Genomic DNA, 23,858 nt, shown 5'->3' with positions numbered 1-23,858 from the left:
TGCACGCGATTGAGAGCTACCTTTGCCGAGATTAAAGAAGCAGAAAGATGAATCAACTGTTTTTTCTGTTAACCATTGAGAGAGTCTTAGAATGGAATTGAATGAAAATGGAGGAAAAGAATAACCTGCTGCGCGAAGCCGACGACTGCTGCTCTGGCAACACATCCAGTTCACCTGCGCACAAGCACAACCACACGCCAAACGGTCACGACCACGATCATGGCCACGATGACGCTCATGACCACAATGATGATCATGACCATGACCATGGAGAGTCCGGTGATGCGGGGATTTTAAAAACCAAATGGATGCTTTGGCTAAGCCTGGCCATCCTTGGCGCATTCCTGCTTACAACCTTTGTTCTGAAAATTGAAGTAAACCGGTATACGGAAATCCTGCTGATGCTTACCGCATACTTCCTGGCGGGAAACAAAACAATCGCAACTGCTGCCCGTCGCGTAGGTCGCGGCGATTTATTTAATGAATTTACATTGATGACCATCGCCACTTTCGGGGCGTTTTACATTGGCGAGTTCAGTGAGGGTGTGGCGGTAATGATATTTTACGAGATTGGAGAATTGTTCCAGGACCTCGCAGTGAGCCGCTCCAAACGCTCCATAAAAGCGCTTTTAGATATCCGGCCTGAAACCGTCACGGTGATACGCGATCAAAAAAATGAACAGGTAAGCCCGGGCTCGGTACAAGTCGGCGAAACCATCCTGGTTAAGGCAGGTGAAAAGGTTGCATTGGACGGTATATTGATATCCCCCTCCGGCACGTTCAACACAGCCGCACTGACAGGCGAATCCAGGCCCACCGTGATCACCCAAAACAAGGTAGTGCTTGCGGGAATGATCAACAGTGAAAAAACCATCAAAATACAGGTTCAGTCATTATTTAAAGATTCCAAACTATCCAGGATATTGGAAATGGTGCGGGAAGCTACCGTCCGAAAAGCGCCTACGCAGTTGATGATCAGCAGACTTGCCAGGATTTACACGCCCATTGTCTTTGTTTTGGCCCTGGTGATCATTCTTGTTCCCTATTTGTTCACAGCGGATTACAACTTCGATCAATGGCTTTACCGTGGCATGGTGTTCCTGGTGATTGCCTGTCCGTGCGCGTTAACCATTTCTATTCCACTTGGCTACTTTGGCGGGATCGGCCTGGCCTCGAGAAATGGCATCCTGATCAAGGGGTCAAACTTTCTGGATGTAATGACGCAAATCGACACGGTCGTTTCGGATAAAACAGGCACGCTTACAAAAGGTGTCTTCAAAGTACAGAAAGTGGAAACCGATTTAGCCCCCAAAGAATTTCTGACATTAACAGCATCGCTTGAAAGCTACTCAACCCATCCGGTAGCAAAAGCCGTAGTACAACATATGGAGGGGGCTATCCTATTGAAACCGCTCGATGTAGAAGAGATTTCGGGACATGGGCTGAAAGGGGAAATCGATGGAAAAACGATTTTGGCGGGAAACCTCAAACTCCTTACAAAATTCGGGATTGAATTTTCGGCGGCTCTCAATGAAATTTCAGAAACCATCGTCGCTGTCGCGATCGACGGAAAGTATGCCGGGTACATCATGATAGCAGACGAAGTAAAGGAAGATGCAGCGGAGGCAATTTCGGCCCTCAGGCATCTGGGCATCGAAACGATCATGCTTTCCGGAGATAATAAAGAAGTTGTTTCCCACGTAGCAAAACAACTGGGCATCACCCAAAGCTACGGTGACCTATTGCCAGAAGACAAAGTCGGTATCGTTCAAAGGCTTAAAAGCGAAGGAAAGAAAATCGCTTTCGTAGGCGACGGGGTGAACGATGCGCCAGTGATAGCCCTGGCCGATGCGGGCATCGCTATGGGCGCGCTTGGCTCCGATGCGGCAATCGAAACTGCTGACATTGTGATACAAAATGACCAGCCAACCAAAATTGTCTCCGCGATCCGGGCTGGGAAAATCACCAAAAGCATAGTTTACCAAAATATTTCCCTGGCCATGGCGGTGAAATTGGCCGTCATGGTATTGGGCGCCGGTGGAGTTGCCACGCTCTGGGAAGCCGTTTTTGCAGATGTGGGCGTAGCATTACTTGCCATTCTCAATGCATTCAGGATTCAGGGGAAGAAAATCTGACCCCTAATCCTGATGCATAAACCTGATAATCATGCCGATCAGGAAAAGCACAATGAAAAGCAAAAAAAGATTGCCGTAAGCGGCTATTAACCGGACTGTTCCCTCTCCCGTGAGAAACAATCCCAGAGCGATCAGATAGCCCATCCTCACACAACCGGAGATGAAGAGATGCCCGCAGCCTGTTCAAGCGCAATCGTGACCCGCTCAATTCTGTCGACGTTACCGCGGCTTTTATCCGAAACTGCCTGAGCGACAGAAGTGAGATAATCGCCTCCCAGCTTGGTGTTGAAAAAAGGATCTCGGGCCGCCAGGACACTGCGCCAATTTTTGCCTACAATGTTTCTTGATTTGATAAACCTGATAAGGAGGCGTTCCTTGATGGATAATCCGCCGTACTCTGACACCCGTGCTTGTTTCTCTTTCATGGATGGATTGAATTAGTGTGTTTGTTTTTTGTAATTTGCGCCTTACGAAAACTACTTTATGCAAATATATAGTTTAGTTTTAACAAAGTCAAGTATTATTACATCTTAGCAACACAATGTCAATCACCGGCCAAAGAATTAAAAAATACCGTGAAATGATGGGATGGAACCAAGAAGAGCTCGCCAAGAGAATTGAAAAGGCAAGTAAGCAAACCATCTCGCATTGGGAGACCGGCAGGCATGATCCCTCCCTCGCAGAAGTCAGAAAACTGGCGGAAGTACTCAATACCACAGTCGCCCAGCTCGTTGGTGAAGCGCCTATGTTTGAAGAGCCCAGAGAAAACTACATCATGGTCAAAAAAGATGACCTGATCGAATTACAGAGAAAAGCGCTGGAAGCTGAGAATGAGAAGATCAAGATCCTGACAGAAAAACTTGGAAGGGTACTCTTGTTGCCGGAAACAACAGAAAACCCGGAAGGAAAAGAGGGCGAAGAGCTATCTTAGCATCACCTCTCTCCTGAAAAGCGCCCGGAAACCGGCTGCACAAGTGAAACTCAGAATCACCAGCATTATCCAAAGCATATCATATCCCCACTTACCGGCTACATAACCTCCCAGTGCGGGACCGATAATCTGTGCCACCGATTGTGAAACCGAATAGGCGGCTGAATACTTGCCCCTGTTCATCTCGCTGGCGCGGCTCATCACAAAAGTACTGATGTAGGGGATCGCCAGCATTTCACCCATTGTAAAGAGCAATACAGCCGCTGCAGCAAGGATTACAGGAAATATCACGGGCAGCACAAGCGCCATAAATGCCAACCCGCAAAAGACAACCCCGGCTGTAATATAAAACGCATCCGGGCGCCGGTTCGCCATCTTCTGGATCAGGACCATTTCAAAAATCGCGATCACTAAACCATTCATTCCCAGAAGGATACCAATAGTAGATTCACCTATATGCATTTCTTCCTTCCAATACACCGGTGCCAGCCTGAAAAGCAGGATAAAGCAAAGCATATATCCAGTCACCAGCACCAGAAACCGAACGAAAAATGCGTCTTTCCATGGAGACTTGCCAGGAGCATCGTCCTGGACAGAAATAGAATCCTTTCTGACCATGCGGCCTTTAGAAAGCAAAAAGGTCATTAGTATTCCCGCCAAAATGTAGATCAGCCCATCCACCCAAAACAGCAGGTGATAGTTAATAGCCGCCAGTATCCCTCCCACCGAAGTCCCGAAACCAAACCCGACGTTCATAGCCAAACGGTTAAGGGCATACGATCGGGTCAGATTGGCTGGTGACGAGTACGCCGCGATGGCAGTACTATTGGCGGGCTTGAAGGCTTCCACGAAAAAGCTGAGAACGATGATCAGGAAGCAGAGGCCTGTGAAATTGGTAACCAGGCCAAAAAGAATGAAAAAGACCCCACTCAATATCAGGCTGACAATCTGTACAGGACGGAAACCGAACTTATCCGTAAAATAGCCGCCCGCCATGGCACCCAACACGGACCCCACACCGAACAGCGTGATGATCAGACCTGCGTCGGTAATGCTGCGGTGCAGGTTTTGTGTGATGTACATGCTCATGAACGGCACAGCCATGTAACCGCACCGATTGACCAGGATCACAATGCTCAAAAGCCATGTCTCCCGACTGAGGCCGCTAAACGAAACACGGTAGCTGTCAATAATTCTTTTAACCATAATGACTTTTTGCCGCCACAAATCTCACAACAAATCTGCAATAATACCTACACTTTCTTCCAGTTCATCCAGATTGGAAGATGCAAACCCCAATCGCACCCTGTTGTCCTCCTGCCCGGACGTACCCAGAAGAGCGCCGTCCGAAAAATACAGATCCTGCTGCAATGCCCTCTCGGCCAATTTTTTAAGATCGATGGCAAGATCGAATTTCGCCCAAACCGCCATCCCCCCGTCAGGCACCTCAAAAGCAACTTTATCATGCAACCTCGACTTCAAAAGCTCACAAAAAAAATCGCGGCGCTGCTTATATACACGGACCGATTTCCGCAAATGTCGTTGGATTACGCCCGTCTGAAGCAATTCAGCCACAGCATTCTCCAGCATCTGGTCGCCCTGCCTGTCGATAATACGCCTCAACAAAGCAAGCTGGACGATCACATCTTCGGGCCCAACCAGGTAACCAATCCGGAATGCGGGAGAAATTGTCTTGGTAAAAGAACCACAATACATAACCATCCCTGCCTTATCGGCGCCCGCCAATGGCAAAAGTGGTTTGCTCAGATAGTGAAAATCATAATCGTAATCGTCCTCAAAAATGACAAACCCGAATTGCTCCGCCAGCTGCAGCAATTTAATCCTCCGGTCGGCACGAAGCGCCACGGTGGTAGGATAATGATGATGCGACGTAAGATACAACAGCCTTATTTTCTCCTTTTCGCATAATTTCTCCAAAGCGTCCACATCAAGACCGTGCTCATCCACCTGGACCTTGATAACCTCCGCACCTGCCTGCACAAAATTCATATTGGCACCAAACCATCCTGGCGAATCGACAGCCACCTGATCACCCGGCCGCAGTATCAGGTTGCTTAATAGGTGTATACCCATAATCACTCCCCTCACAATCAAAATATTGTCGGCATTAATCTTCAAACCTCTCGTTTCATTAAGATGTTGGGATAGTTCCTGGCGAAGCCAACTGGTCCCCTTAGTATCTCCGTACCCCAACCGTACATAGGGGTTTCCGTGCAATAATTGGCTCCGGTAAGCTCTCGAAAGTTCTTCCAGCGGAGCAAGGCGTGGATCCGGAAAGCCGTCATCCAAATGTAATCTCGTACCCGACTTCAAAACCGGGCGATTTAAGTGGACTGGCTTTTCAAAACTAAACCCCGCCTTTTTCAATGCATGGCCGGAAGATCGTTCTTCCTTCGTCCCGGACGGGGCGCGCCCGATTTCTGGTAAATGTTTCGCCACAAATGTTCCGTTGCCCGTATGGCTTTCCAGCCAGCCCTGCGCCAAAAGCTCATCATACGCCTGGATCACAGTTCTCCTGTGCACTTTGAGCGCCAACGCCAGCTGCCGTGTACTCAGCAAACGAAATCCCGGGGCAAGTATACCTTCCTTGATCAGGGCCATGAGCTGATTTGCAATCTGCAGGTAAACGGGCAGCCTTGCTGTTTTTTCAATGGACAATAGCGTGGAGAGCACTTGCATTGGACTACTTAAATTTTAAATATTGGATCATATGATGCATCCAATTAAGAGATAATTTTGACGAAAAACAAAAAGCCATGCACAATCCGCCGCCACACCTGGTACCGAGCCGGCTCGCCAAACGGGCCAGTTATGACCACGAAACAATTTGCACCATCCTCGATGAAGCTCTTTTCTGCACCATCAGCTATTCTATTGATAATCAACCATTTTCTATCCCAACTGCATTTGTACGCTATGGCGATAAGCTCTATATCCACGGCTCGGTCGGAAGCCATTTTTTAAGAGAGATTGAGAAAGGGATACGTGTCTGCATATCGGTCATGCTGACAGACGCCCTGGTAGTTGCCAAGTCAGCCTTCAGTCACTCGGTGAACTACCGCTCGGTCACTATTTTTTCCAAAGCAGAGAAAGTCGAAGATATGGAGACCAAAAGGGCGGCCTTTGAATGGCTGACCGATAAGATTGTTCCCGGCAGCTGGGATTACCTGCGCCCAATGACGGACAGCGAAGTAAGAAAAACAACAGCCCTTGCCTTTTCTTTCGAAGAGGCAGTGGCAAAAACCAGATCAGGAATGCCCAATGACGAAAAGGAGGACCTGGAGCTGCCGATCTGGTCGGGCATCATCCCTATTCCGGTAAAAAAGTTGGCTCCAATCCCCGATGAGCGCAGTTTGAATATTCCTCTTCCAAAACATTTAATATAGGGTTGTGCAACTTTGGGAGCCTTTCCGTCATCTTTTGGTCAAAATCAAGATACCGGATTTAATTAAACCTTCGCATCCCATGACAGGAAAGGAACTCTTCGATCGCTACCAATTGGCTGCTCTTGCAAAAGGACTTGGTTCCCAGGAATTTCACTACGGAAATATTTTATATCAGGCTTTGAAACTGGAGGGAGAAGAAAAGGTTTTTCAGTTGCTGGAAATGGCTGAAAATACCGGCAAACGGATCGCACTCGGCTATTCCGCCCTGTCGCAAGATAACCGCAATGACCCGGATATGGCGATGCTGATTTGACGCTGTCACCTATTTTAACAAACGAGGATGTTCCCATGACCTGGGAGCATCCTCGTTTTATTTTTTGGCGAATTCCATCGGGCCAGGTCGAAGATCATTTTTCCTTTTCAAAAAGACCTGTTTCCTTTGACCAAAATTCATGACGCTTACTTCGTAGTAGATAAATGCTGGAATTACTGATTGTTGCCGCCTTTTTTGGCTACATATATTACCTGAGAAATTACGCAGACCTGCGCACGGCTTCGGAAAAGGAAGAGGTTGCTTTATCGGAAGGAGTCCTTTTGTTCCAAAACCAAAAACTCGATGAGGCTTACCGGTATTTTGATCAGAGGATCAGGGTGAAACCTAAGTCATCCATTGCTTATTTATACCGAGGGCTCTGCAAAAAAGCGCTGGGGAACGATCCTGATGCCTTGGGCGATTTTCAGATGTCAGTCAGCCTGGATGATATGGTATTCAAAAGTCAGCTCGAATTAGGAAAGCTTCTTTTGGAGAACGAGCGCTGTGCGGATGCATTAGTTGCACTCAACAAAGCCATAACACTGGCGGAAAATATGCAATCCGAAGCCTATCATTGGCGCGGACAAACCTATCTCAAACTCCACCAGGACGAAGAGGCCTGGGATGATTTTGCAACAGAAAAGCGTATTTCAGAAGAGCTCGCAAATCGTGGCCCTGTATCTGGAACTGCAAAAACACCCTTTTTAGATAGGAAACTGATCGCCAGTATGGTGATGGTGGTTATCACGAGCGCAGTGGTTATTTCGGTGGTCAAAAACGCGGAAAGCGTGCACCTGCCCTATCTGGTGGCTGTTTTTTCCGCCATTTCAATTGGTTTTGTTGAACCACGCAAAGGCTGGCTATTGGCCATGATGCAAAGTGTACTGCTACTAACAGGCTATTTCCTGTTTACCCAAATCCCTGAAAACAGCGGAAAGAGGGAACTGGAGAATTTCAGTCTTTACGGCTCCGTTTTTCTCACTTTCTCCGCCAGTTTCCTGGGTGGATTTTTTAAAAAGGCCCTTAATATGAAATAAATACAAAAAAAACCAGCCCTAAGTTAAAGCTGGTTTTCGAACTAGTTTATTCATCCTCTATTCACTAACAATCACTTTCTGGGACCTTTGGGAACCGTCGGCATTTGTAATCACTAGAATATAGACACCCGGCGTAAAACGCCTCACATCTATTTCCGTTTCAACTGTCTCTGACCTGTACACTGACTTTCCCAAAGTCGTAAAAAGCTGTATGCTCTTCACGTTTTCCGCATTAGAATGTTTAATACTCAACTTTTCCGAAACTGGATTTGGAAACACCTCTACCTTGTTATTTAAAACTTCTGCCGCAGTTACTTTCTTCCTTACCGTCTCACTCATCGCTTTCTCCGGCACCGGCGCGACACTGTTCCCAATCAGGTAAGCAGGCAGGTAACGCCACGGGCCATACGTCTGCCCGGTCAGCGCCAAAGTGGGATCGTATTTTACACGCACCCGGACTTTTGTCGATGGGCCTTGTTTGGCAATAAGGCTTTTTAGCTCTGTACCTGCCAAGCCCAGGCTGGCATAAGCATTTTGTGAACCCGTGACTTGCGTGCTATTGGTGATGATGTTGTTGCTTCCTTTCGAGAATCCTTGCCCTTTTGGTTTCGTTTCCCAAACCAGCTTGGCTCTGTTGTTGCCGAGAAATGATTTGGCATACAGGCCCGCTCCGAAGTCTGGCTTCATAGATTGTGATTGGTTGATAATGGTCGTGAGATCGGAGTTGTAGAGGCGGGAGTTGTTTTTGAGGCAGTAACCTGTATTTCCATATCCGACAAATGCCGCACCGCTGTTTCCATATTGGGGTGCCCCTATTATTACGTCAGCGTATCCATCTGCATTGACATCCCCGGCACCTGACACCGAATACCCCATATGGGCTCCGACACTCAAAACCTCAAACGATGCAATAGAACTTGTTATGAGACCATTGGGTGATCCTGGAAAAATAAACGCCTTGCCCTTTTCATTCATTTGGGGTTTATTGAAGAATGGCGCTCCAACTATGACATCTCCATATCCGTCACCATTTACATCGCCGGCAAAGGAGACTGAATTACCCATTAAACAAAATTCATGACTACCTTCGACAATAGTCTTAAGATTAGAGTTAATGCCGACAGCACTTCCATAATACACAACGGCAGCACCAATTACACCTGCATTCGTTGTATAGTATGGAGCTCCGACAATAACATCGCTAAAACCGTCGGCGTTAACGTCGCCAGCACTGGAAACAGAGGTTCCCATTAACGAGCCGTTGGTTTTCAGGATGGCACCCGCCACATTGCCGATGCCAGTACTGGATCCATAATAAATAAGTGCTGCCCCAAAAGTATCATAATTCACAGCGCCTACAATGATGTCGTCATATCCATCCCCATTTACATCTCCTGCACCTGCAACGGAAACTCCCATCCTGGCAATGTCCTGATTGCCTTCAACAAAAACGCCGGTGGTTATCTTTAAGCCAGCTTGGGAGCCAAAATAAACATATGCTGCGCCTTCGTCATTATTTCCATTTTGATACCCCTCAGCACCAATCAGAACGTCATCAAATCCGTCTCCATTAACATCACCGGCTCCGGACACTGCGCAGCCAAAATTTGCATCTGCCTGATTACCTTCAATTATTGTAGGGGAATTGATGAGACCGTTGACAGAACCGTAATATATAAAGGTGGCACCTTCATAGTTCTCACCTTTACTATACTTATTTGCTCCAATGATCAAATCGCTGTATCCGTCGCCATTAATGTCACCGGCATTTGAAACCGAGTAACCCATTGAAGCACCAGCTTGATCGATTTCAAGCATAACAGCAGGATTTGTCACAACCCCACTTACCGACCCTAAATAGAGAAAAGCAGCTCCTTCATCGACCTGCCCGTTGTCATAAGAAAAAGCCCCTACCACAACATCACTAAATCCATCACCATTTACGTCCCCTGCGCTGGCGACAGAAAAACCCATCGAGCAAGTCGCCTGATTCTTTTCAAGCGTTGTCGAGGAAACCATATCCATTGAATAAGAACTCCCCATCCAAACAAAAGCCGCCCCTTCATCATTCTGCCCCTTGTCAAACAACGGCGCGCCAACAATGATATCGCTGTAACCATCTCCGTTCACATCCCCGGCGCTGGCCACACTGAAACCTAAGTGGCCTTCCACCTGGTCGCCTTCCAGAACGGAGTTGGCCGTGCTGCTTAATCCTTGCGCTGATCCATGGTAAACAGCCCCCACCCCCTCATTGGTCTGCCCTTTGTCGTATTCCCCCACGCCGGTCAGTACGTCCCCATAACCGTCGCCATTTACATCCCCGGCCGCCGCCACGGCATTACCAGCCTTGGCCCCGACCTGGTTACCTTCCAATACTTTCGATGCCTGAGCACTTATCCCCAACGCCGAACCATGGTACACAAAAACGCCGCCTTCACCGCTCTGACCGTTCTGGTAGAGTGGCGCCCCCACAACCACATCACCGTAACCATCTCCATTGATATCACCGCCACCTGACACCGACCAGCCCAGGGCAGCACCTGCCTGGTTATTCTCAAGCACCGCCGCAGCATTGACATTGATGCCTGAGGCTGAACCCTGGTAAACAAACGCGGCGCCTTCGTTAACTTCACCATTATCATACAGCGGCGAACCCACGATCACATCGCTATAACCATCCCCGTTCACATCCCCGGCGCCACGCACTGAATAGCCCAGTTGAGCGCTCACCTGGTTGTTCTCCAGAACCGATGCCGCCGCACCAGCCAAACCCTGGGCCGAGCCATGGTAAACCGCCGCAACCCCCTCGTCAGCCTGCCCCTTATCATACAAAGGGGCACCGATAATTATGTCCGAATAGCCATCCGCATTGACATCACCTGCCAGCGCCAAGGCTAAACCCACCTGCCCCCCCACCTGGTTGCCTTCCAGGATTTTTGCGGCCTGCGTGTTAAGTCCGGACGCCGATCCATGGTAAACAAAAACGGCGCCTTCATTGAGCTGCCCATTGTGGTACATCGGCGCACCCACAACCACATCGCTGTAACCATCTTTATTAATATCCCCCGCCGTAGATAACGACCAGCCAAATCCCGAACCATCCTGGTTTATTTCCAAGACCGCAGCTGCTGCGCCGCCAACGCCCGTGGAAGAGCCAAGATAAACAAATACCACCCCCTCATCATTTTGGCCCTGGTCGTAATAAGGTGCGCCCACCAGCACATCGCTGTACCCGTCGCCATTCACATCACCCGCGCTGCTCACAGAATAGCCCAATTGGGCGCCAGCCTGGTTACTTTCTACCGTACCATTGGCATTGCCAGGGTTCCCGGCAGCAATGATCGGGTCGATGGTCACAGGATAAGCGGCGTGTTCTACATCGACACTTATTGTAATATGCTGGCCACGGGCAGAAAGGCGGGCTGTCAAGTCTTTTCCACGGGCGTCCCAGCATTTCAAACCATTGTAAACCAATTGTTTTTCTCTATAACCATTTTCATTTTCTACGTAAAAATGTAGTTCATTATTTTCCAGGTCATTTACTGTAAGACCCTTTGCTAAAATGTGTACCTGCAACGCCGTGGTATTTGCAGGTGCACTTTGAATGATAAAATTTTGCCGGACACCGGCTTCGCTGTTGACATACTGTTCCGTAAAACCGGTATGACGGATATCAAGCTGGTTTTCTTTATTGGCCAGTTCAGGACTTCCCTCTGGTGCATAAAGTTGACGGCCATCTGCAAAAATGCCTTCGTTAACCAGTTGAAGGCTGAAATTGTGGCCAGCCGAATCGATGCGATTTTGGACCGTCAATGTTCCCGGTGCGTAATAAGCACGCAGGTTTTGTTTGCGGTTGGGGCTCTGAAGGGAGTGCCTGGCCTCGTCGTAAGAAATGTGGTATTCCCGCTTTGCCAGCCCTTGCTGGATTTCGGATACAGCGTTTTCAGGCACGCCTGTCAGGTTTTGCTTTGTGCCGGTATTGGTTCCCGGCTTTACGAGCCCAAGGGCCTGCATTTGAACGCCCGGCTCCCGGACCAGGTAAGAAATGGCAGCAACGATGGCCCCCAGGAACACGAGGATGGCCGGTTTGTAAATGTATCTCATGATAGCGGATTTTAGGGTAAATGAAAGGCTTGTTGGAAAGCGTAAAGCTCCCTGACAAATCTTAACATTTACAACTGCATCAGCACAAACCGTTTACCAGGAGGCGGAGAGCTATTGAGCCAAAGGCAATTCTCATTTATTTTCCGATGACGCAAGCTGGCTCGATTTTTTGCTGCCTTTTTTAAATCAAAAACCCAAAGGATATGTCAACCGAGTCGCGAAAAGAACTGGAGGAGAAAATTCTTTCCAAACGTCAGCAAATTGAGTTCCAAAGGATGAATTTAGACCTCATCACTGAAACGTCAGAAGAAAACCGGGAAAATCCGGACGTGATGGAAGAAATTAAAAATGAGAATGACCCCGCTGAAAGCGTGGCGGAGACTTCTGAAGTAAAGGCACTTAAGACCGCTGAAAGGGACTTGAACGAGTTAATAGCGCGACTCAATCAGGCTGAAAAGCCCTAAAATAGCTCAATCTTTTCTTCGAGCATCTCTTTTGTCCTTTTTAATTCAGAGATGACGTGGCCCCACTTTTTTTCGTGATTTTTAAAGGGATCGTAGTTGACTGGCAGGCGTCCGACTACATTGAATAGCTTGTCCTGCTTTTCCCGAACTGTGGAAATGAGGCCTACGACATTGAATTCATTCAGAATCTGGTGTGCGGTCCCGTAAGGATATCCGTGAGTTGTGCAGAAAATCAGGGAACCGTCTTTGTAATGGCATTCAATATTCTTCATGGCAGGCAAATAGTAGTTGTACTATTTCTATTCAAAAAATATCATACCAGCGACGCTGCTATCTCAATTTCACGGGAACCGAAACCTCCACTTGAGTCGAATCGGATTCTTTGCCAATCACTTTCCCAATTCCAAAATCTCCCCGGTTGACTTTAAACTTCCCGTAAAACAGCCACCTGGCCCGATCTTCGCGAAATACGAAAGGAATTGTAATTTGTTTTTTGACACCATGAAGTTCCATTTCGCCACGGACAATATAGCTGCTGTCCAGCTTTATGATTTCCGACGAAACAAAACGGATTACCGGGAATTTCTCGGCATCCAGCCACTTGTCACTTTTGGCGTGCTTATTTTTTAATTCAATGCCCGTGTCAATCGACTTTACATCAATCCTAACATCAAATTTTGCGTCAGAAACATTTTCAGGATCGAAACTGAGTAACCCTTCTAATTTATCAAACGTTCCGTGAGCATATCTGCCGTCGAACTTAATCGTATAACCACTTAATATTTCCCAATCTTTTGACTGAAAGAAGGTAAAAGAACATAGAATGAAGACTATTAAAATCAAATACTTTTTCATAAAAAATCAGATGGATGCGAGGATGGCTGCCGGTTGCTGTCTGATTTTAGACGGATTGATACCGGTAAATTTCTTAAAGGCAACAGAAAAGTGCTGAGCGTGCTCATAACCCAACACTGCCGACACTTCTTCCACTGTCATCCCACAGTCGAGCAAAAGTTTCTTTGCATAGTCCATTCTCAATGTTCTGATATACCCGAATACGGTTTCTCCAAACAAAGCCTTAAATCCCTTCTTAAGTTTAAATTCATTCAAAAGACATGTCCTGCTTAATTGGGCCAAAGTCATTTCGTTCAAAAAATGGGCATCCAGGTATAATTTCAGTGCATTTAATTTTTCAATTTCCCCAGGTTTTAAGTCTTCATGTCTGGCACCCGTTACCCGAAACTGTTCTATTTGCAAAGCCAGCAGTTCCAGGGCCTTCGACTGGATTATCAGATTTCGCATTGGCCCGCTAGACTTGTATTTTTTGATCTCGTCGATGAGCAAAAGCATTTGCGGAGTTGTACTGAGGTTTCCCACTATTCCTGAAAAAGGGCGGTTATGAAGCAGGTTTTGGTGCACACTTTCACTCCATGCGTCGTCACAGCCTATTGCGTTCAGAAAAAAATTCCGTTCGAAACTGAGGTGAAACATTTCCACCGAAGCATTACTTCCCACTCTATTGCAAGACCCCTCTTCCGGCGAAAACACAAGGTTGTTTGTTTTAGGACGCATTTTCAAATCATCCGGTATCCCTGAAAACGTGGTATCCAGGTTTCCGTCCATGTGAAAATTAATATTGATGGTATCGGAGGGTGTGCTTTCGTAAACCTCAATGGCGTGTTGCGTTTGCCAGTGCAGTTCCATGATATGCATATGAGGGAACATGGCATTCTTAAAGCTGATTGTACCGGCCTTGGGATGAAACCTGCTAATCAGCGCGTCTGACCATTGCGACAAAGGGATTGGACCAACTGACTGGGGATTCGGCAGACTATCGAATTCGAAAATATCGGAAGAGTTAAAAATCATGGCTTTTTAAAACTAAATATCAGGAACGTGTAGCTGCAAAACTATCCGTTTTGATAAAGGAGATTCTATACAAATTATTCAACGGACGGGTTTATCGACAAAATCCGTTTGTCGTAGTTTTAAATCCCTTTCGCGTACCCCGGCGCCCGCATCGCCACGCATCTTTGTGGCAAAAAATTCAAACAAATGCCATGGTACGTAAAATCTTAAAATGGACAGGGATCGTGTTCGGTGTGCTTATTGCACTGCTTCTGACGGTATACACTTTTATTTTCTCGAGTGTTAAAACTCGAATGGAAAAACAGTATTCATTCGCGGAGGAAGCAATCCGTATCTCAAAAGACAGTGCCCTTTTAGCGAGAGGAAAACATCTGGTCGCGATCAAAGGCTGCCAGGACTGCCACTCGGCCGACCTGGGAGGTAAAATCATGAACGACGATGGAGCAATCGGAAGGCTCGTTGCAAGTAACCTGACCAAAGGAAAAGGTGGCCTTCCGAAAGATTACAGCAATTCCGACTGGCTGACTGCGCTTCGCCACGGAGTGGGCAAGAACGGCAAGCCGCTGATTTTCATGCCTTCGCACGAAACGACCTTGCTGTCCGAAGAAGATATATCGGCGTTAATCTCTTACTGCGTACAAATTCCGGATGTAGACCGGGAACTGCCCGATAATGACTTGGGGCCCGTTGCAATGGTCATGACCTACCTGGGAAAAATGCCACTGCTTTCTGTTGAGAAAATCGACCACAGCAGGCCAATGATCGCGAAAATAGATTCTGCGGAAGGGGTTGTGCAAGGGCAATACCTTTCTGTTTCCTGTAGTGGCTGCCACCGTGAAAACATGAAAGGCGGCGAACCACTGGCACCGGGTTTTCCGCCTGTACCAGATATCACCAGGTCCGGGCACGTCGGCAAATGGTCGCAAGACGAGTTTATCGCCACTTTGAGTACCGGCAAAACACCAGAAGGGCATACCCTCAAAAATGAAGATATGCCCTGGAAAATGACAGCCCAGTACACCAAAACCGAGCTTGCGTCACTGTACCAGTATTTGCAATCGATCAATTGATATCGATCCGGCCGGATTCACCATCGGAGTCCGGCCATCAATTTAGTGATGTCCGATGGCAACGGGTTTGTCGTTCCGCGACCATTCACTCCACGACCCCACATACAAAGACGCCCCTTCCAATCCCGCCTCCCACAAAGCCAATAAAGTATGGCACGCAGTGACCCCGGAACCGCAATGCACGATCACATTTTTGGGAATGCGGCCACCCAATGCCTCCTTATATTTCGCAACCAGTTCTTCCAGGGATAAAAACTCTCCTTCACCATTAAGATTGGATGTGTAAGGAATATTTACAGCACCCGGAATATGCCCTGCAACCAGATCAATGGGCTCACTTTCACCAATATAGCGATATTGCTCACGGACATCGATCAACATATAATCAGGATCTTCGGCCAGTTTCGAAACGTCTTCGATATCCATAACCGGCAAAGCCCATTCCGAAACCGGATAATCGTCTTCCAAAGGTGCGGCTGGAACTTCCTGATTTACAGGTAAACCGGCAGCTATAATCGAATCCAGCCCACCACTCACCACATACACTTTTTCATGCCCGGCAGCTTTCAGCATCCACCAGAACCTTGCGGCAGCATTCGCCCCTTTTTTGTCATCATAAACCACCACAGTTGATTCCGGCGTGATGCCCAATTCTCCAAGAAACACCCCAAACTCCGCGGGATCGGGCAGCGGATGTCTTCCACCGTCTGCTGCGTTGTCCGACTTTTCCGAAAGATTCGTTTCAAGGTCCACATACAATGCATTGGCCAAATGTCCGGCGCTGTACCGCTCAAAAGCGTCAACCCCTCCCCTTGCATCCACAATAACCGGATTTTCATTGTCGATGATTGTTTTAAGCTGTTGTGTTGTGATGATGTTCATTGATCAAGGCGCTGCTTTTTTGAATTATAAAGAAAGTTACTTTTTTCTGAAATCACATCTAAGTGTGATCGTGATACTTCCTGCCAGACAGGCAGGGAAAAAGCTGCTGCTGTTTCGAAATATCACTGATTATTACACCTGGATAATGGCCAAATTTCATCATCGTCCGCACGCAGTGGTTTCATTAAACAAAATTGAAAATTATCTTTTGAAGTACAGTCATGCCGCGGGGAGATTCAAGGCCCTATTTTTTATTAAATTTGGCCACCCTAACTCCAATACCAACGAGTTCAGAAATATGTCAATACGTTTGGCCTTTGAAGAAAATGTATTAAGTGTTGAGACCAGGACGTCCATTGGAATCCCGAAAGCAACAGAATGTAGACTGCCGTCACCTGGCGGCAGAAACCCATAAATGAAGATGGGATGGCTTTTTGCTACAAATGGCGAAAAGGAAATTCCCCGATTGATCACGTTTTGGCATGATGACTAACGAATTTGACAAGCGAAACTAAACTTTCATCCGGTCCTGCATTAACTTTTTAATTTTAACTATATCAGTACGTCGCCTCTTCAGATGACTAACCTATTTCATCCCTTCATGATTTGTACCGAATTTACCACGCACGATTTGAAACAATTGCCCGCTCTGCAGCCGCCAACATGGGGCAACCTTGTTCCCCGATTTGAATATTTCATCGCCTCTGAACATTGCAAGCCAATTAAAATCAGTATCAATGAACAAATGGTGGCCATCGGAACAACGATCCTGCACAGAGAGACAGCCTGGCTCGCCTGCATTGTAACCCACCCGGACCACCGCAATAAGGGGCTCGGAAAATCCTTGACATTGAGCCTGATCGAAGGGATAGACCGGGAAAAATATCCGACGATCTACCTGGATGCGACCGAATTCGGCTTCCCGGTTTACGTTAAACTCGGGTTCGAACTGGAAAATGTGTACGGACACTTCACGAAGGAGATCCCAGCGCCTGAGCATGTTATATCGGAGAAAATTGTCCCGTTTTCGGAGAAATACCGCGAACAAATCTATGACCTGGATAGCGAGGTTTCCGGCGAAGATCGTCGCGGCGTGCTCGGCGATTTTATTTCCTCGGCCTATTTGTATGTTGAGGGTCGGGAAGTGCTGGGCTATTTCATTCCCGATTGGGGGGATAATCCGGTTGTGGCTACTGACGATACGGCGGGATTGGAACTTTTGAAACTGCGCATCAGGGACAACGGGGCTGCAATTCTGCCTGAAGAAAACAGACTGGCTATTCAGTTTCTGGAAGAAAACGGTTTCAAACAATCCAGATTTTCGAGACGAATGTTTTTGGGTCCGGAACGTCCCTGGAAGCGTGACAAAATATTCAACCGGATCAGCGGACAGCTGGGGTAACTATCTCAAAACCAATTCACTGATCTTATCAAATTCAGTATGAGGAGCCATCGCCTTAATGATTCCCTTTTTGTCTACTAGAATAAAGTAAGGCGTCTCGCTGATTTTGTACCGATGATTAAATCCGTAAGAATCCGGAACCGGAATAAAACCGCAATTACGTTTAGGAATAGCTTCGAGGCATTCCTCTTCCGTATTTAAGGTAGTCCCGAGGGAAATAATTTCGATACCCCGCTGCTTGTTTTCTTCGATAAATTTGGAAATCACCTTTGTGCTGGCAAATGTGTAAAGTGGTTTTTCATATTTAATCCAAAACCCTAGCAGAATATACTTCCCCCTCAACTTCTCAGAATTATATTCCTTGCCATCCAGGCCTTTCATTACGAACGGAGGCAGGGGCTCCCCTACTTCAGGCATCAGGTCCGAATTCTGCATCACCGACCCGTCACCCTGAATCTGCAACTGGCTTCTTTTGACCAGCTCAAATGAAGATGGTTTTCCATATTTGTCGAAAATCGGGACTGTTTTATATACCCCCGGATTTCTTTTCAAAATCCCGTCATAGGTTTCATAACTGATCCGCTTACCAGTGGAGTGGTCAATAACAATTGTTTCCCGGTTCATCACAAACTGCTGGCTCACCTTACCGTTATACCGGGTCACCTTTTCTTCGGAAGGCTGGCTTTGGGCAATTTGAATGAAAATGGTGAGTGTGAAGAGGATAGAAATTCCAACCCTGCTGCAATTCATCTGGAACGCTTTTAATATGGTATTTGATTGTATCAGTATCAAAAATTTGATATTTTAGAGCACAAAACAGCCTTGACACCGTTCCTATAACTGTGAAATAGGCGCTAATATTTTAGTTAAAATTAACTTATTGAAATTTTATATGTTCGACAGGATTCGGGAAAAGTTGGGGATTTTGGCAGACGCAGCCAAATATGATGTATCGTGTTCGTCGAGCGGTAGTAACAGAAAAAATGAAAACAAAGGATTGGGCGACGCGGAAGGTACTGGGATATGTCACACTTACACGGAGGACGGCCGGTGTGTTTCGCTCCTGAAAATCCTGCTGACCAATCATTGCATCTTCGATTGCGCCTTTTGCGTGTCGCGACGGAGCAATGATATCAAGCGCGCTGCTTTCTCGGTAGAGGAAGTAGTGGAGCTGACCATGAATTTTTACCGCCGTAATTACATCGAAGGGCTTTTTTTAAGTTCGGGTATTTTCAAAAATGCGGATTACACGATGGAAAGGCTGGTTCGGATCGTAAAAAAACTCCGCAATGAGGAGCGTTTCAACGGCTATATCCATTTAAAAACCATCCCCGGTGCCAGTGAAGATCTGCTGAGAGAAGCCGGTATGTACGCCGACCGGATGAGCATTAACCTTGAAATGCCCACGGAAACAGGCCTGAAATTGTTGGCGCCTGAAAAATCACACGAAGAAGTTAAAAAGCCGCTTCATTATATCCAGAAGCGCATTGACCAGTTTTCGGACGAAAAAGCGCTGATCAAGAGCGTGCCGAAATTTGTACCTGCAGGCCAAAGCACGCAAATTGTAATCGGTGCCACACCCGATACTGACCAGCAGATCATGCATACAGCCAATGCATTTTACAAAAATTTCTCTCTCAAAAGAGTCTATTATTCCGGCTATATCCCGATCAGTGATGATAACCGCTTGCCCGCGATCGGAACGCAGCCACCGCTGATCCGGGAAAACCGGTTATACCAGGCCGACTGGCTGATGCGATTTTATGGTTTCAATGTACAGGAAATCCTGAATGATGCATATCCTAATCTGGAAGTTGATGTAGACCCGAAATTAAGCTGGGCACTGCGCAACCTCGACCAATTTCCGGTGGATGTGAATACGGCGGATTACAGAATGATTTTAAGGGTCCCGGGAATCGGTGTTTCGTCGGCTTTGAAAATCGTGCAGGCCCGCAAATTCAATCGGCTGTACCAGGATAACCTCAAAAAAATCGGCATCTCCTTTAACAAGGCAAAACACTTTATCCGGTTCGCGGACAGCCCGGTACAATTGAGGGATTTCGAGGCGGGTTATCTCAAAGGCATCATCCTGGCAGAAAGTCACAGCAAGTACCAGAAAAAAGCAAATAACCAGCTTTCGCTCTTCTAATGGAATTATTTGTATTTGACGGGACGCTGGAAGGTTTGCTCACTGCCATTTTTGATTCCTATCAAAAGAAAGCAAAAGTAGTCAAACTGGTGAGTCAGGCACATTATATGCCCGACGTTTTCAATGAATGCTTCACGGTGATCAGCGAGGAAGATAAAGCGAGGCGTGTCTGGAGCGGATTGCGGAGAAAGCTGGATAAAGAATGGATGCTCCGTTTTTACAAGGCCTTTCTGTCCGAAGAACCCGGTACATTTCAGCACTTATTTGAATTTGCGCGGTATATTATTGACAGCCCGCCAGGTGCGGAAGAAAATTACGGAAACACCCATGTTCTGGCAATTTCTCAAATGAGCCAGAAAGTGCATCGCGAAAAGCATCGGATGGAGGCATTTATCCGGTTTCAAAAAACTTCGGAAGATGTATTTTATTCGCACATCGAACCTGACTTCAATGTGCTTCCGCTTTTGATAGATCATTTCAAAAACCGGTATGCCGATCAGAAATGGATTATTTATGATTTGCGAAGAAAATACGGGTTATTTTACGATCTGGAAATCGTGCAGGAGATCACCTTTGATTTCTCTTCCGAAATGTCGTCCAATCTCAATGCATTGCCCGGTCATTTACTGGACGAAAAGGAAGAATTGTACACGATCTTATGGAAGGACTATTTTACAAGTACAAATATCCCATCGCGAAAAAATATGAAGCTGCATATCCGCCACGTCCCTAAACGATACTGGAAGTATCTTTCTGAAAAACAAGACCTTAGATAATGTGTAAACTTTACCTTTTTGTGATTCGGGTACAGGCCGTATTTTGAGCTGTTATCTTACGGGCAGCCAACCAGCATTTGCCTTTCGCTGATCATTCACGACGAATTTTGAGGTTTTTACTGGTTGATCTTGCTGTCCAGCCAATCTTTCCTGAATTTCTGCATTTCAGCGCTAACAGGCAGATTTGCTTTTTCATTCAACTGGACGACCAGTCGTGGATTTTCTGAAATTGTCAGCGTAGCCGATTTTGCTTCGCCTCTGTGTGTAAAATCAATGGTGATTTTTTCCCCCGGCTTGTAAGTTTTGAGGATGGTGTTCAATTCATTTTGGGAACCAACCCTTTTTCCGTCCAATTTCTGGATCTGATCATCCACATCCAAGCCGGCTTCATACAATGGAGTACCAATCACCGTATTGGAGAGAATGGTCAGTTCAGGGCCTTCCTTATATCGCATATCTCCAATCCACGGCTGACCCTCAAATTGCTTTTTCAGCGTCATTCCCGCCATTTGGAGTAAAGGAGCGTAATCAAACGATTCGTGGCCATTTACATATTTTTTGAAAAACCCTTCCGCAAAAAGCTTGTCTTTGGAATAAGCCTCCAGTACTGTCTGCAAATCCGAAACCTGATAGGCGATCTCCGGCTTGCCGTGTTTTTGCCAGACCATCTTCATATAGCCGTCGAGCGTGAGGCCCTTTCTGCGGAGTTCAAGGTCCAATGCGAGGGCAATCGATGCTCCATAGGGATAATAGGAGGTGTAAGTATTGGGGTAATTGGTTTTGTCCACTGCTACGCCGGCATCTACAAACACCGCCTGACAACTCGCCTGAACAGGCGAAATGCGTTTGGCGCCAGCCGTATTTTCCTTGGTGTTGATCAAAGAACTTAATGTATTGCAATAATCTTCAGGCGAATCAAAACCCGCCCTTTCAATCAGCAGTTCGCCATAATATTGTGTAAACCCTTCTGCAAACCACAATTCGAAGCTCATATTGCTCTTTTCGAAATTGAATGGTTCCAGCGTTTTCGGCCTGATCCGCTCGACATTCCAGGTATGGAAAAATTCATGGGAGAATACGCCCAAAAGATTATTCGAACCGTCAAAAGTCGTTGGCAATGCGATCATCGTACTGTTCCGATGCTCCATGCCGTCACCTTTCACGTAGGGATTAATGCTGGCCAGGAAAACATAATTTCCCGAATCGAAAAGCGGGAACTCTCCGTAAACCATTTGCGCCTCTTGGGTAATGCGTTTCACTTTTGCTGCGAAACCTTCGGCCAATGAATCGTTGGCAGTCACTTCGAGCGCGAGACGGAACTGGGATTTCTTCTGGCCCGGGTTATCCAATGCCCATTCTTTCACAATTAGTTTGCCGATCTTGACCGGGGAATCCATAAAATATTGCAGATCCGGCGCTGTGAAAACATGAGGTTGTCTGGTGGCTTTGAGCTGTGTCGCAATGGTCCATTTATTATTTTCGGGTAAATTAAACTTCACTTCGATGGGCGCTTTCTGCAATTCCCTGATCCACATAAATGCGGCCGGCATATTCAACTGGACACTGTTCTGGTCCAATCCTGCGTAAGTCCCATCGGCATGATTGGCATACAGGGTGTACTCGACCTTGGCAAAACCATTGATTCCTGAAAGTTTGTAAATATCCCCGTCAACACGCTCAATGCTTATCGCCGCACCCGATTTGTCCGACGCCGTCACGTCGTAGATATTCTTTCCGAATTCGTGAGTCGCATATCTTCCCGGCGAAGACCTGCTCATTCGGAACGTAAGCTCCTTTTGGGCGACATCCGTAACGGTCACTGCTATCCGCGCTTCGTGATGAACAAGATTGGGAAATGATATTTCGTAATTTATTTTTTGAGCCGATAAAGGGCTGACAAGTAGTGAAAATAAGGAAAGACCAAGTAAGTTTTTAACCAACATAACAGACCGATTTTGAAAATGCTCTGGCTCAATTTAAAGCATATCTTTTAAATTTCGCCCCGTGCCATTATTATTAAGCTTATTATTACCTAATTTTCTTTTCATGAAACTGCTAAACCCCAAAATAAACCTTCGCAAGCAATGAAAAAACTAGTACTGTTTGCCGCCTTCCTCCTGTTCCATGCTTATCAATCCCACAGCCAATCCAAATTATTGTTCAATGGAAAAGATTTGAAAGGCTGGCATGTGGATGTTCCTGAAATGGACAAAAACCCAAGTGTTAAAAGCCCTTTTTTAGTCCGAAATGGTCTTTTGGTTAGTCTGGGAGAGCCAGGTGGCCACTTGATTACGGACGCCGAATACAATAACTTCCGCTGGACATTCCAGTACCGGTTTGCAGGTAAACCCGGCAATTGCGGCGCATTGGTTTTCGTTTCCAAACCCAGGGACCTTTATGATATGTTCCCCAAATCCATCGAAGTACAGATGATGCATGAGAATGCGGGTGATTTCTGGTGTATCCAGGAGGATATCACGGTGCCGGAGATGGAAAAAAGACGCGGCCCGAAAGAAAAATGGGGCGTAAATGGCGACAAGCTACGCCGCATCCCGAACCTGACGGACGGAACTGAAAAACCGCTCGGCGAATGGAATTCGATGGTGATTGAATGTGTTAAAAATACAATAAAAGTGTGGCTGAACGGCGTTCTCGTCAATTACGGCTACAATGCTACCGCCGAAACCGGCCAGCTTGCATTGCAATCCGAAGGCTCAGAAGTTGAGTTTAAAGAAATTAAATTAACGCCAATCAAAGAATTGTCTAAGTAATGTCGAGATTAGGTTCAAACAGGGTTTTCCGGAACATTGTCATCATTCTCATTCTGATCGCAAACATTGGCTGCGACCAGATTTCCAAAAATGTCGTAAGGCAGAATATTGGTTTTTACGAAACCCGAAGAATCATTAACGATTATTTCACGCTGACTTATGTAGAGAATTCAGGTGCTTTCCTGAGCATTGGAAGCGGTCTGCCCGATTTGGCCAAGAAACTTATCCTTTCGGTGATCCCGGTAATCGCTCTTGGCTTTGGAATTTTGTATATTTTATTAAAAAAGAACCTGACTTTACTGAGCTCACTCGCTTTGAGTTTTGCAATTGGCGGGGGTATCGGTAATATTTACGACCGGCTCGTCCACGGCTCCGTTACCGACTTTATGCATATCAATTTCGGTTTTTTCCAGACCGGCATTTTTAATATGGCCGACGTTTCGATCATGACCGGTATGTTCATTTTCCTTTACCAATCATATAGCCGCCAGAAAGGCCGGATGCTGAATCAATAGCTTTTTAGACTTATTAAAACGAAAAAACTCCCG

Annotated in this window: 23 protein-coding genes; 13 read left to right on the top strand and 10 right to left on the bottom strand. The window is 46.6% G+C overall.

From position 1 onward, the window contains the following. The first annotated feature begins 101 nt into the window (after positions 1–101). Positions 102–2,135: a heavy metal translocating P-type ATPase gene (locus tag AC1XUF_RS04460; RefSeq protein WP_483340458.1), complete on the top strand. Its 2,034-nt coding sequence runs from the start codon at positions 102–104 to the stop codon at positions 2,133–2,135. Between the two features lie 146 nt (positions 2,136–2,281). Here AC1XUF_RS04460 and AC1XUF_RS04455 read toward each other — a convergent pair whose 3' ends face one another. Further along, a complete protein-coding gene (locus AC1XUF_RS04455; RefSeq protein WP_483340457.1) occupies positions 2,282–2,560 on the bottom strand; it encodes a hypothetical protein in 279 nt (92 codons plus the stop codon). Between the two features lie 155 nt (positions 2,561–2,715). Between AC1XUF_RS04455 and AC1XUF_RS04450 the strand changes: the two genes are divergently transcribed. Then, positions 2,716–3,066: a helix-turn-helix transcriptional regulator gene (locus AC1XUF_RS04450; protein WP_483340456.1), complete on the top strand. Its 351-nt coding sequence runs from the start codon at positions 2,716–2,718 to the stop codon at positions 3,064–3,066. Here AC1XUF_RS04450 and AC1XUF_RS04445 read toward each other — a convergent pair. After that, positions 3,058–4,272, bottom strand: a complete 1,215-nt coding sequence (locus tag AC1XUF_RS04445) for an MFS transporter (protein WP_483340455.1) — start codon at positions 4,270–4,272, stop codon at positions 3,058–3,060. The genes AC1XUF_RS04450 and AC1XUF_RS04445 overlap by 9 nt on opposite strands. 24 nt (positions 4,273–4,296) lie before the next feature. Next, positions 4,297–5,766, bottom strand: coding sequence for a MocR-like pyridoxine biosynthesis transcription factor PdxR (gene pdxR, locus AC1XUF_RS04440; RefSeq protein WP_483340454.1), 1,470 nt, complete (start codon positions 5,764–5,766; stop codon positions 4,297–4,299). Positions 5,767–5,843: 77 nt separating this feature from the next. Here pdxR and AC1XUF_RS04435 point away from each other — a divergent pair, with 77 nt between their 5' ends. The 3 genes from AC1XUF_RS04435 to AC1XUF_RS04425 all read left to right on the top strand — a co-directional run bounded on the left by AC1XUF_RS04435 (position 5,844) and on the right by AC1XUF_RS04425 (position 7,823). Beyond that, positions 5,844–6,473, top strand: coding sequence for a pyridoxamine 5'-phosphate oxidase family protein (locus AC1XUF_RS04435; RefSeq protein ID WP_483340453.1), 630 nt, complete (start codon positions 5,844–5,846; stop codon positions 6,471–6,473). Positions 6,474–6,552: 79 nt separating this feature from the next. Continuing rightward, positions 6,553–6,786 carry a hypothetical protein gene (locus tag AC1XUF_RS04430; protein WP_483340452.1) on the top strand — a complete coding sequence of 78 codons (234 nt, stop codon included), beginning with the start codon at positions 6,553–6,555 and terminating at the stop codon, positions 6,784–6,786. A gap of 164 nt (positions 6,787–6,950) precedes the next feature. Further along, the gene (locus tag AC1XUF_RS04425) at positions 6,951–7,823 is read left to right on the top strand and encodes a tetratricopeptide repeat protein (RefSeq protein ID WP_483340451.1); all 873 of its coding nucleotides are present in this window, start codon (positions 6,951–6,953) and stop codon (positions 7,821–7,823) included. A gap of 57 nt (positions 7,824–7,880) precedes the next feature. Here the strand turns inward: AC1XUF_RS04425 and AC1XUF_RS04420 are convergent, their stop codons facing one another. Continuing rightward, entirely contained in the window at positions 7,881–11,927 is a 4,047-nt protein-coding gene (locus AC1XUF_RS04420) for an FG-GAP-like repeat-containing protein (protein ID WP_483340450.1), read from the bottom strand. Positions 11,928–12,130: 203 nt separating this feature from the next. Here AC1XUF_RS04420 and AC1XUF_RS04415 point away from each other — a divergent pair, with 203 nt between their 5' ends. After that, on the top strand, positions 12,131–12,391 hold the full coding sequence (locus tag AC1XUF_RS04415; RefSeq protein ID WP_483340449.1) for a hypothetical protein: 261 nt from the start codon (positions 12,131–12,133) through the stop codon (positions 12,389–12,391). Here the strand turns inward: AC1XUF_RS04415 and AC1XUF_RS04410 are convergent. Genes AC1XUF_RS04410 through AC1XUF_RS04400 form a run of 3 tightly spaced genes read right to left on the bottom strand, consistent with a single transcriptional unit; the run spans position 12,388 to position 14,260 of the window. Continuing rightward, entirely contained in the window at positions 12,388–12,663 is a 276-nt protein-coding gene (locus AC1XUF_RS04410; RefSeq protein ID WP_483340448.1) for a hypothetical protein, read from the bottom strand. The genes AC1XUF_RS04415 and AC1XUF_RS04410 overlap by 4 nt on opposite strands. Before the next feature lie 58 nt (positions 12,664–12,721). Then, positions 12,722–13,246, bottom strand: coding sequence for a YceI family protein (locus AC1XUF_RS04405; RefSeq protein WP_483340447.1), 525 nt, complete (start codon positions 13,244–13,246; stop codon positions 12,722–12,724). A 6-nt stretch (positions 13,247–13,252) separates the two neighbouring features. Then, positions 13,253–14,260, bottom strand: coding sequence for a helix-turn-helix domain-containing protein (locus tag AC1XUF_RS04400; protein WP_483340446.1), 1,008 nt, complete (start codon positions 14,258–14,260; stop codon positions 13,253–13,255). A gap of 191 nt (positions 14,261–14,451) precedes the next feature. Here AC1XUF_RS04400 and AC1XUF_RS04395 point away from each other — a divergent pair, with 191 nt between their 5' ends. Beyond that, a complete protein-coding gene (locus tag AC1XUF_RS04395; RefSeq protein WP_483340445.1) occupies positions 14,452–15,330 on the top strand; it encodes a c-type cytochrome in 879 nt (292 codons plus the stop codon). A 42-nt stretch (positions 15,331–15,372) separates the two neighbouring features. Here AC1XUF_RS04395 and AC1XUF_RS04390 read toward each other — a convergent pair whose 3' ends face one another. Then, positions 15,373–16,212 (bottom strand): sulfurtransferase, encoded by an 840-nt coding sequence (locus tag AC1XUF_RS04390; protein ID WP_483340444.1) that lies wholly within the window; start codon positions 16,210–16,212, stop codon positions 15,373–15,375. Between AC1XUF_RS04390 and AC1XUF_RS04385 the strand changes: the two genes are divergently transcribed. Together AC1XUF_RS04385 and AC1XUF_RS04380 are read left to right on the top strand one after the other, a co-directional pair. Next, a complete protein-coding gene (locus AC1XUF_RS04385) occupies positions 16,175–16,627 on the top strand; it encodes a DUF6883 domain-containing protein (protein WP_483340443.1) in 453 nt (150 codons plus the stop codon). The genes AC1XUF_RS04390 and AC1XUF_RS04385 overlap by 38 nt on opposite strands. Before the next feature lie 186 nt (positions 16,628–16,813). Further along, positions 16,814–17,614, top strand: coding sequence for a GNAT family N-acetyltransferase (locus AC1XUF_RS04380; RefSeq protein WP_483340442.1), 801 nt, complete (start codon positions 16,814–16,816; stop codon positions 17,612–17,614). On the opposite strand, the gene AC1XUF_RS04375 is transcribed toward AC1XUF_RS04380, so the two are convergent. Then, positions 17,615–18,364: a TlpA family protein disulfide reductase gene (locus tag AC1XUF_RS04375; protein ID WP_483340441.1), complete on the bottom strand. Its 750-nt coding sequence runs from the start codon at positions 18,362–18,364 to the stop codon at positions 17,615–17,617. Between the two features lie 142 nt (positions 18,365–18,506). Here AC1XUF_RS04375 and AC1XUF_RS04370 point away from each other — a divergent pair, with 142 nt between their 5' ends. Together AC1XUF_RS04370 and AC1XUF_RS04365 are read left to right on the top strand one after the other, a co-directional pair. Next, positions 18,507–19,763, top strand: a complete 1,257-nt coding sequence (locus AC1XUF_RS04370; RefSeq protein ID WP_483340440.1) for a putative DNA modification/repair radical SAM protein — start codon at positions 18,507–18,509, stop codon at positions 19,761–19,763. Continuing rightward, positions 19,763–20,539 carry a TIGR03915 family putative DNA repair protein gene (locus tag AC1XUF_RS04365; RefSeq protein ID WP_483340439.1) on the top strand — a complete coding sequence of 259 codons (777 nt, stop codon included), beginning with the start codon at positions 19,763–19,765 and terminating at the stop codon, positions 20,537–20,539. Before AC1XUF_RS04370 ends, AC1XUF_RS04365 begins: the two co-directional genes overlap by 1 nt. 116 nt (positions 20,540–20,655) lie before the next feature. Here AC1XUF_RS04365 and AC1XUF_RS04360 read toward each other — a convergent pair whose 3' ends face one another. Then, positions 20,656–22,482, bottom strand: coding sequence for a M61 family metallopeptidase (locus AC1XUF_RS04360; protein WP_483340438.1), 1,827 nt, complete (start codon positions 22,480–22,482; stop codon positions 20,656–20,658). A 141-nt stretch (positions 22,483–22,623) separates the two neighbouring features. Between AC1XUF_RS04360 and AC1XUF_RS04355 the strand changes: the two genes are divergently transcribed. Beyond that, on the top strand, positions 22,624–23,310 hold the full coding sequence (locus AC1XUF_RS04355) for a 3-keto-disaccharide hydrolase (RefSeq protein ID WP_483340437.1): 687 nt from the start codon (positions 22,624–22,626) through the stop codon (positions 23,308–23,310). Next, a complete protein-coding gene (lspA, locus tag AC1XUF_RS04350; protein ID WP_483340436.1) occupies positions 23,310–23,825 on the top strand; it encodes a signal peptidase II in 516 nt (171 codons plus the stop codon). Before AC1XUF_RS04355 ends, lspA begins: the two co-directional genes overlap by 1 nt. Positions 23,826–23,858: the final 33 nt, after the last annotated feature.

The organism is Dyadobacter sp. HNCC25DJ185 (assembly GCF_056895195.1).
This window is presented reverse-complemented; position numbering and strand designations above follow the sequence as displayed.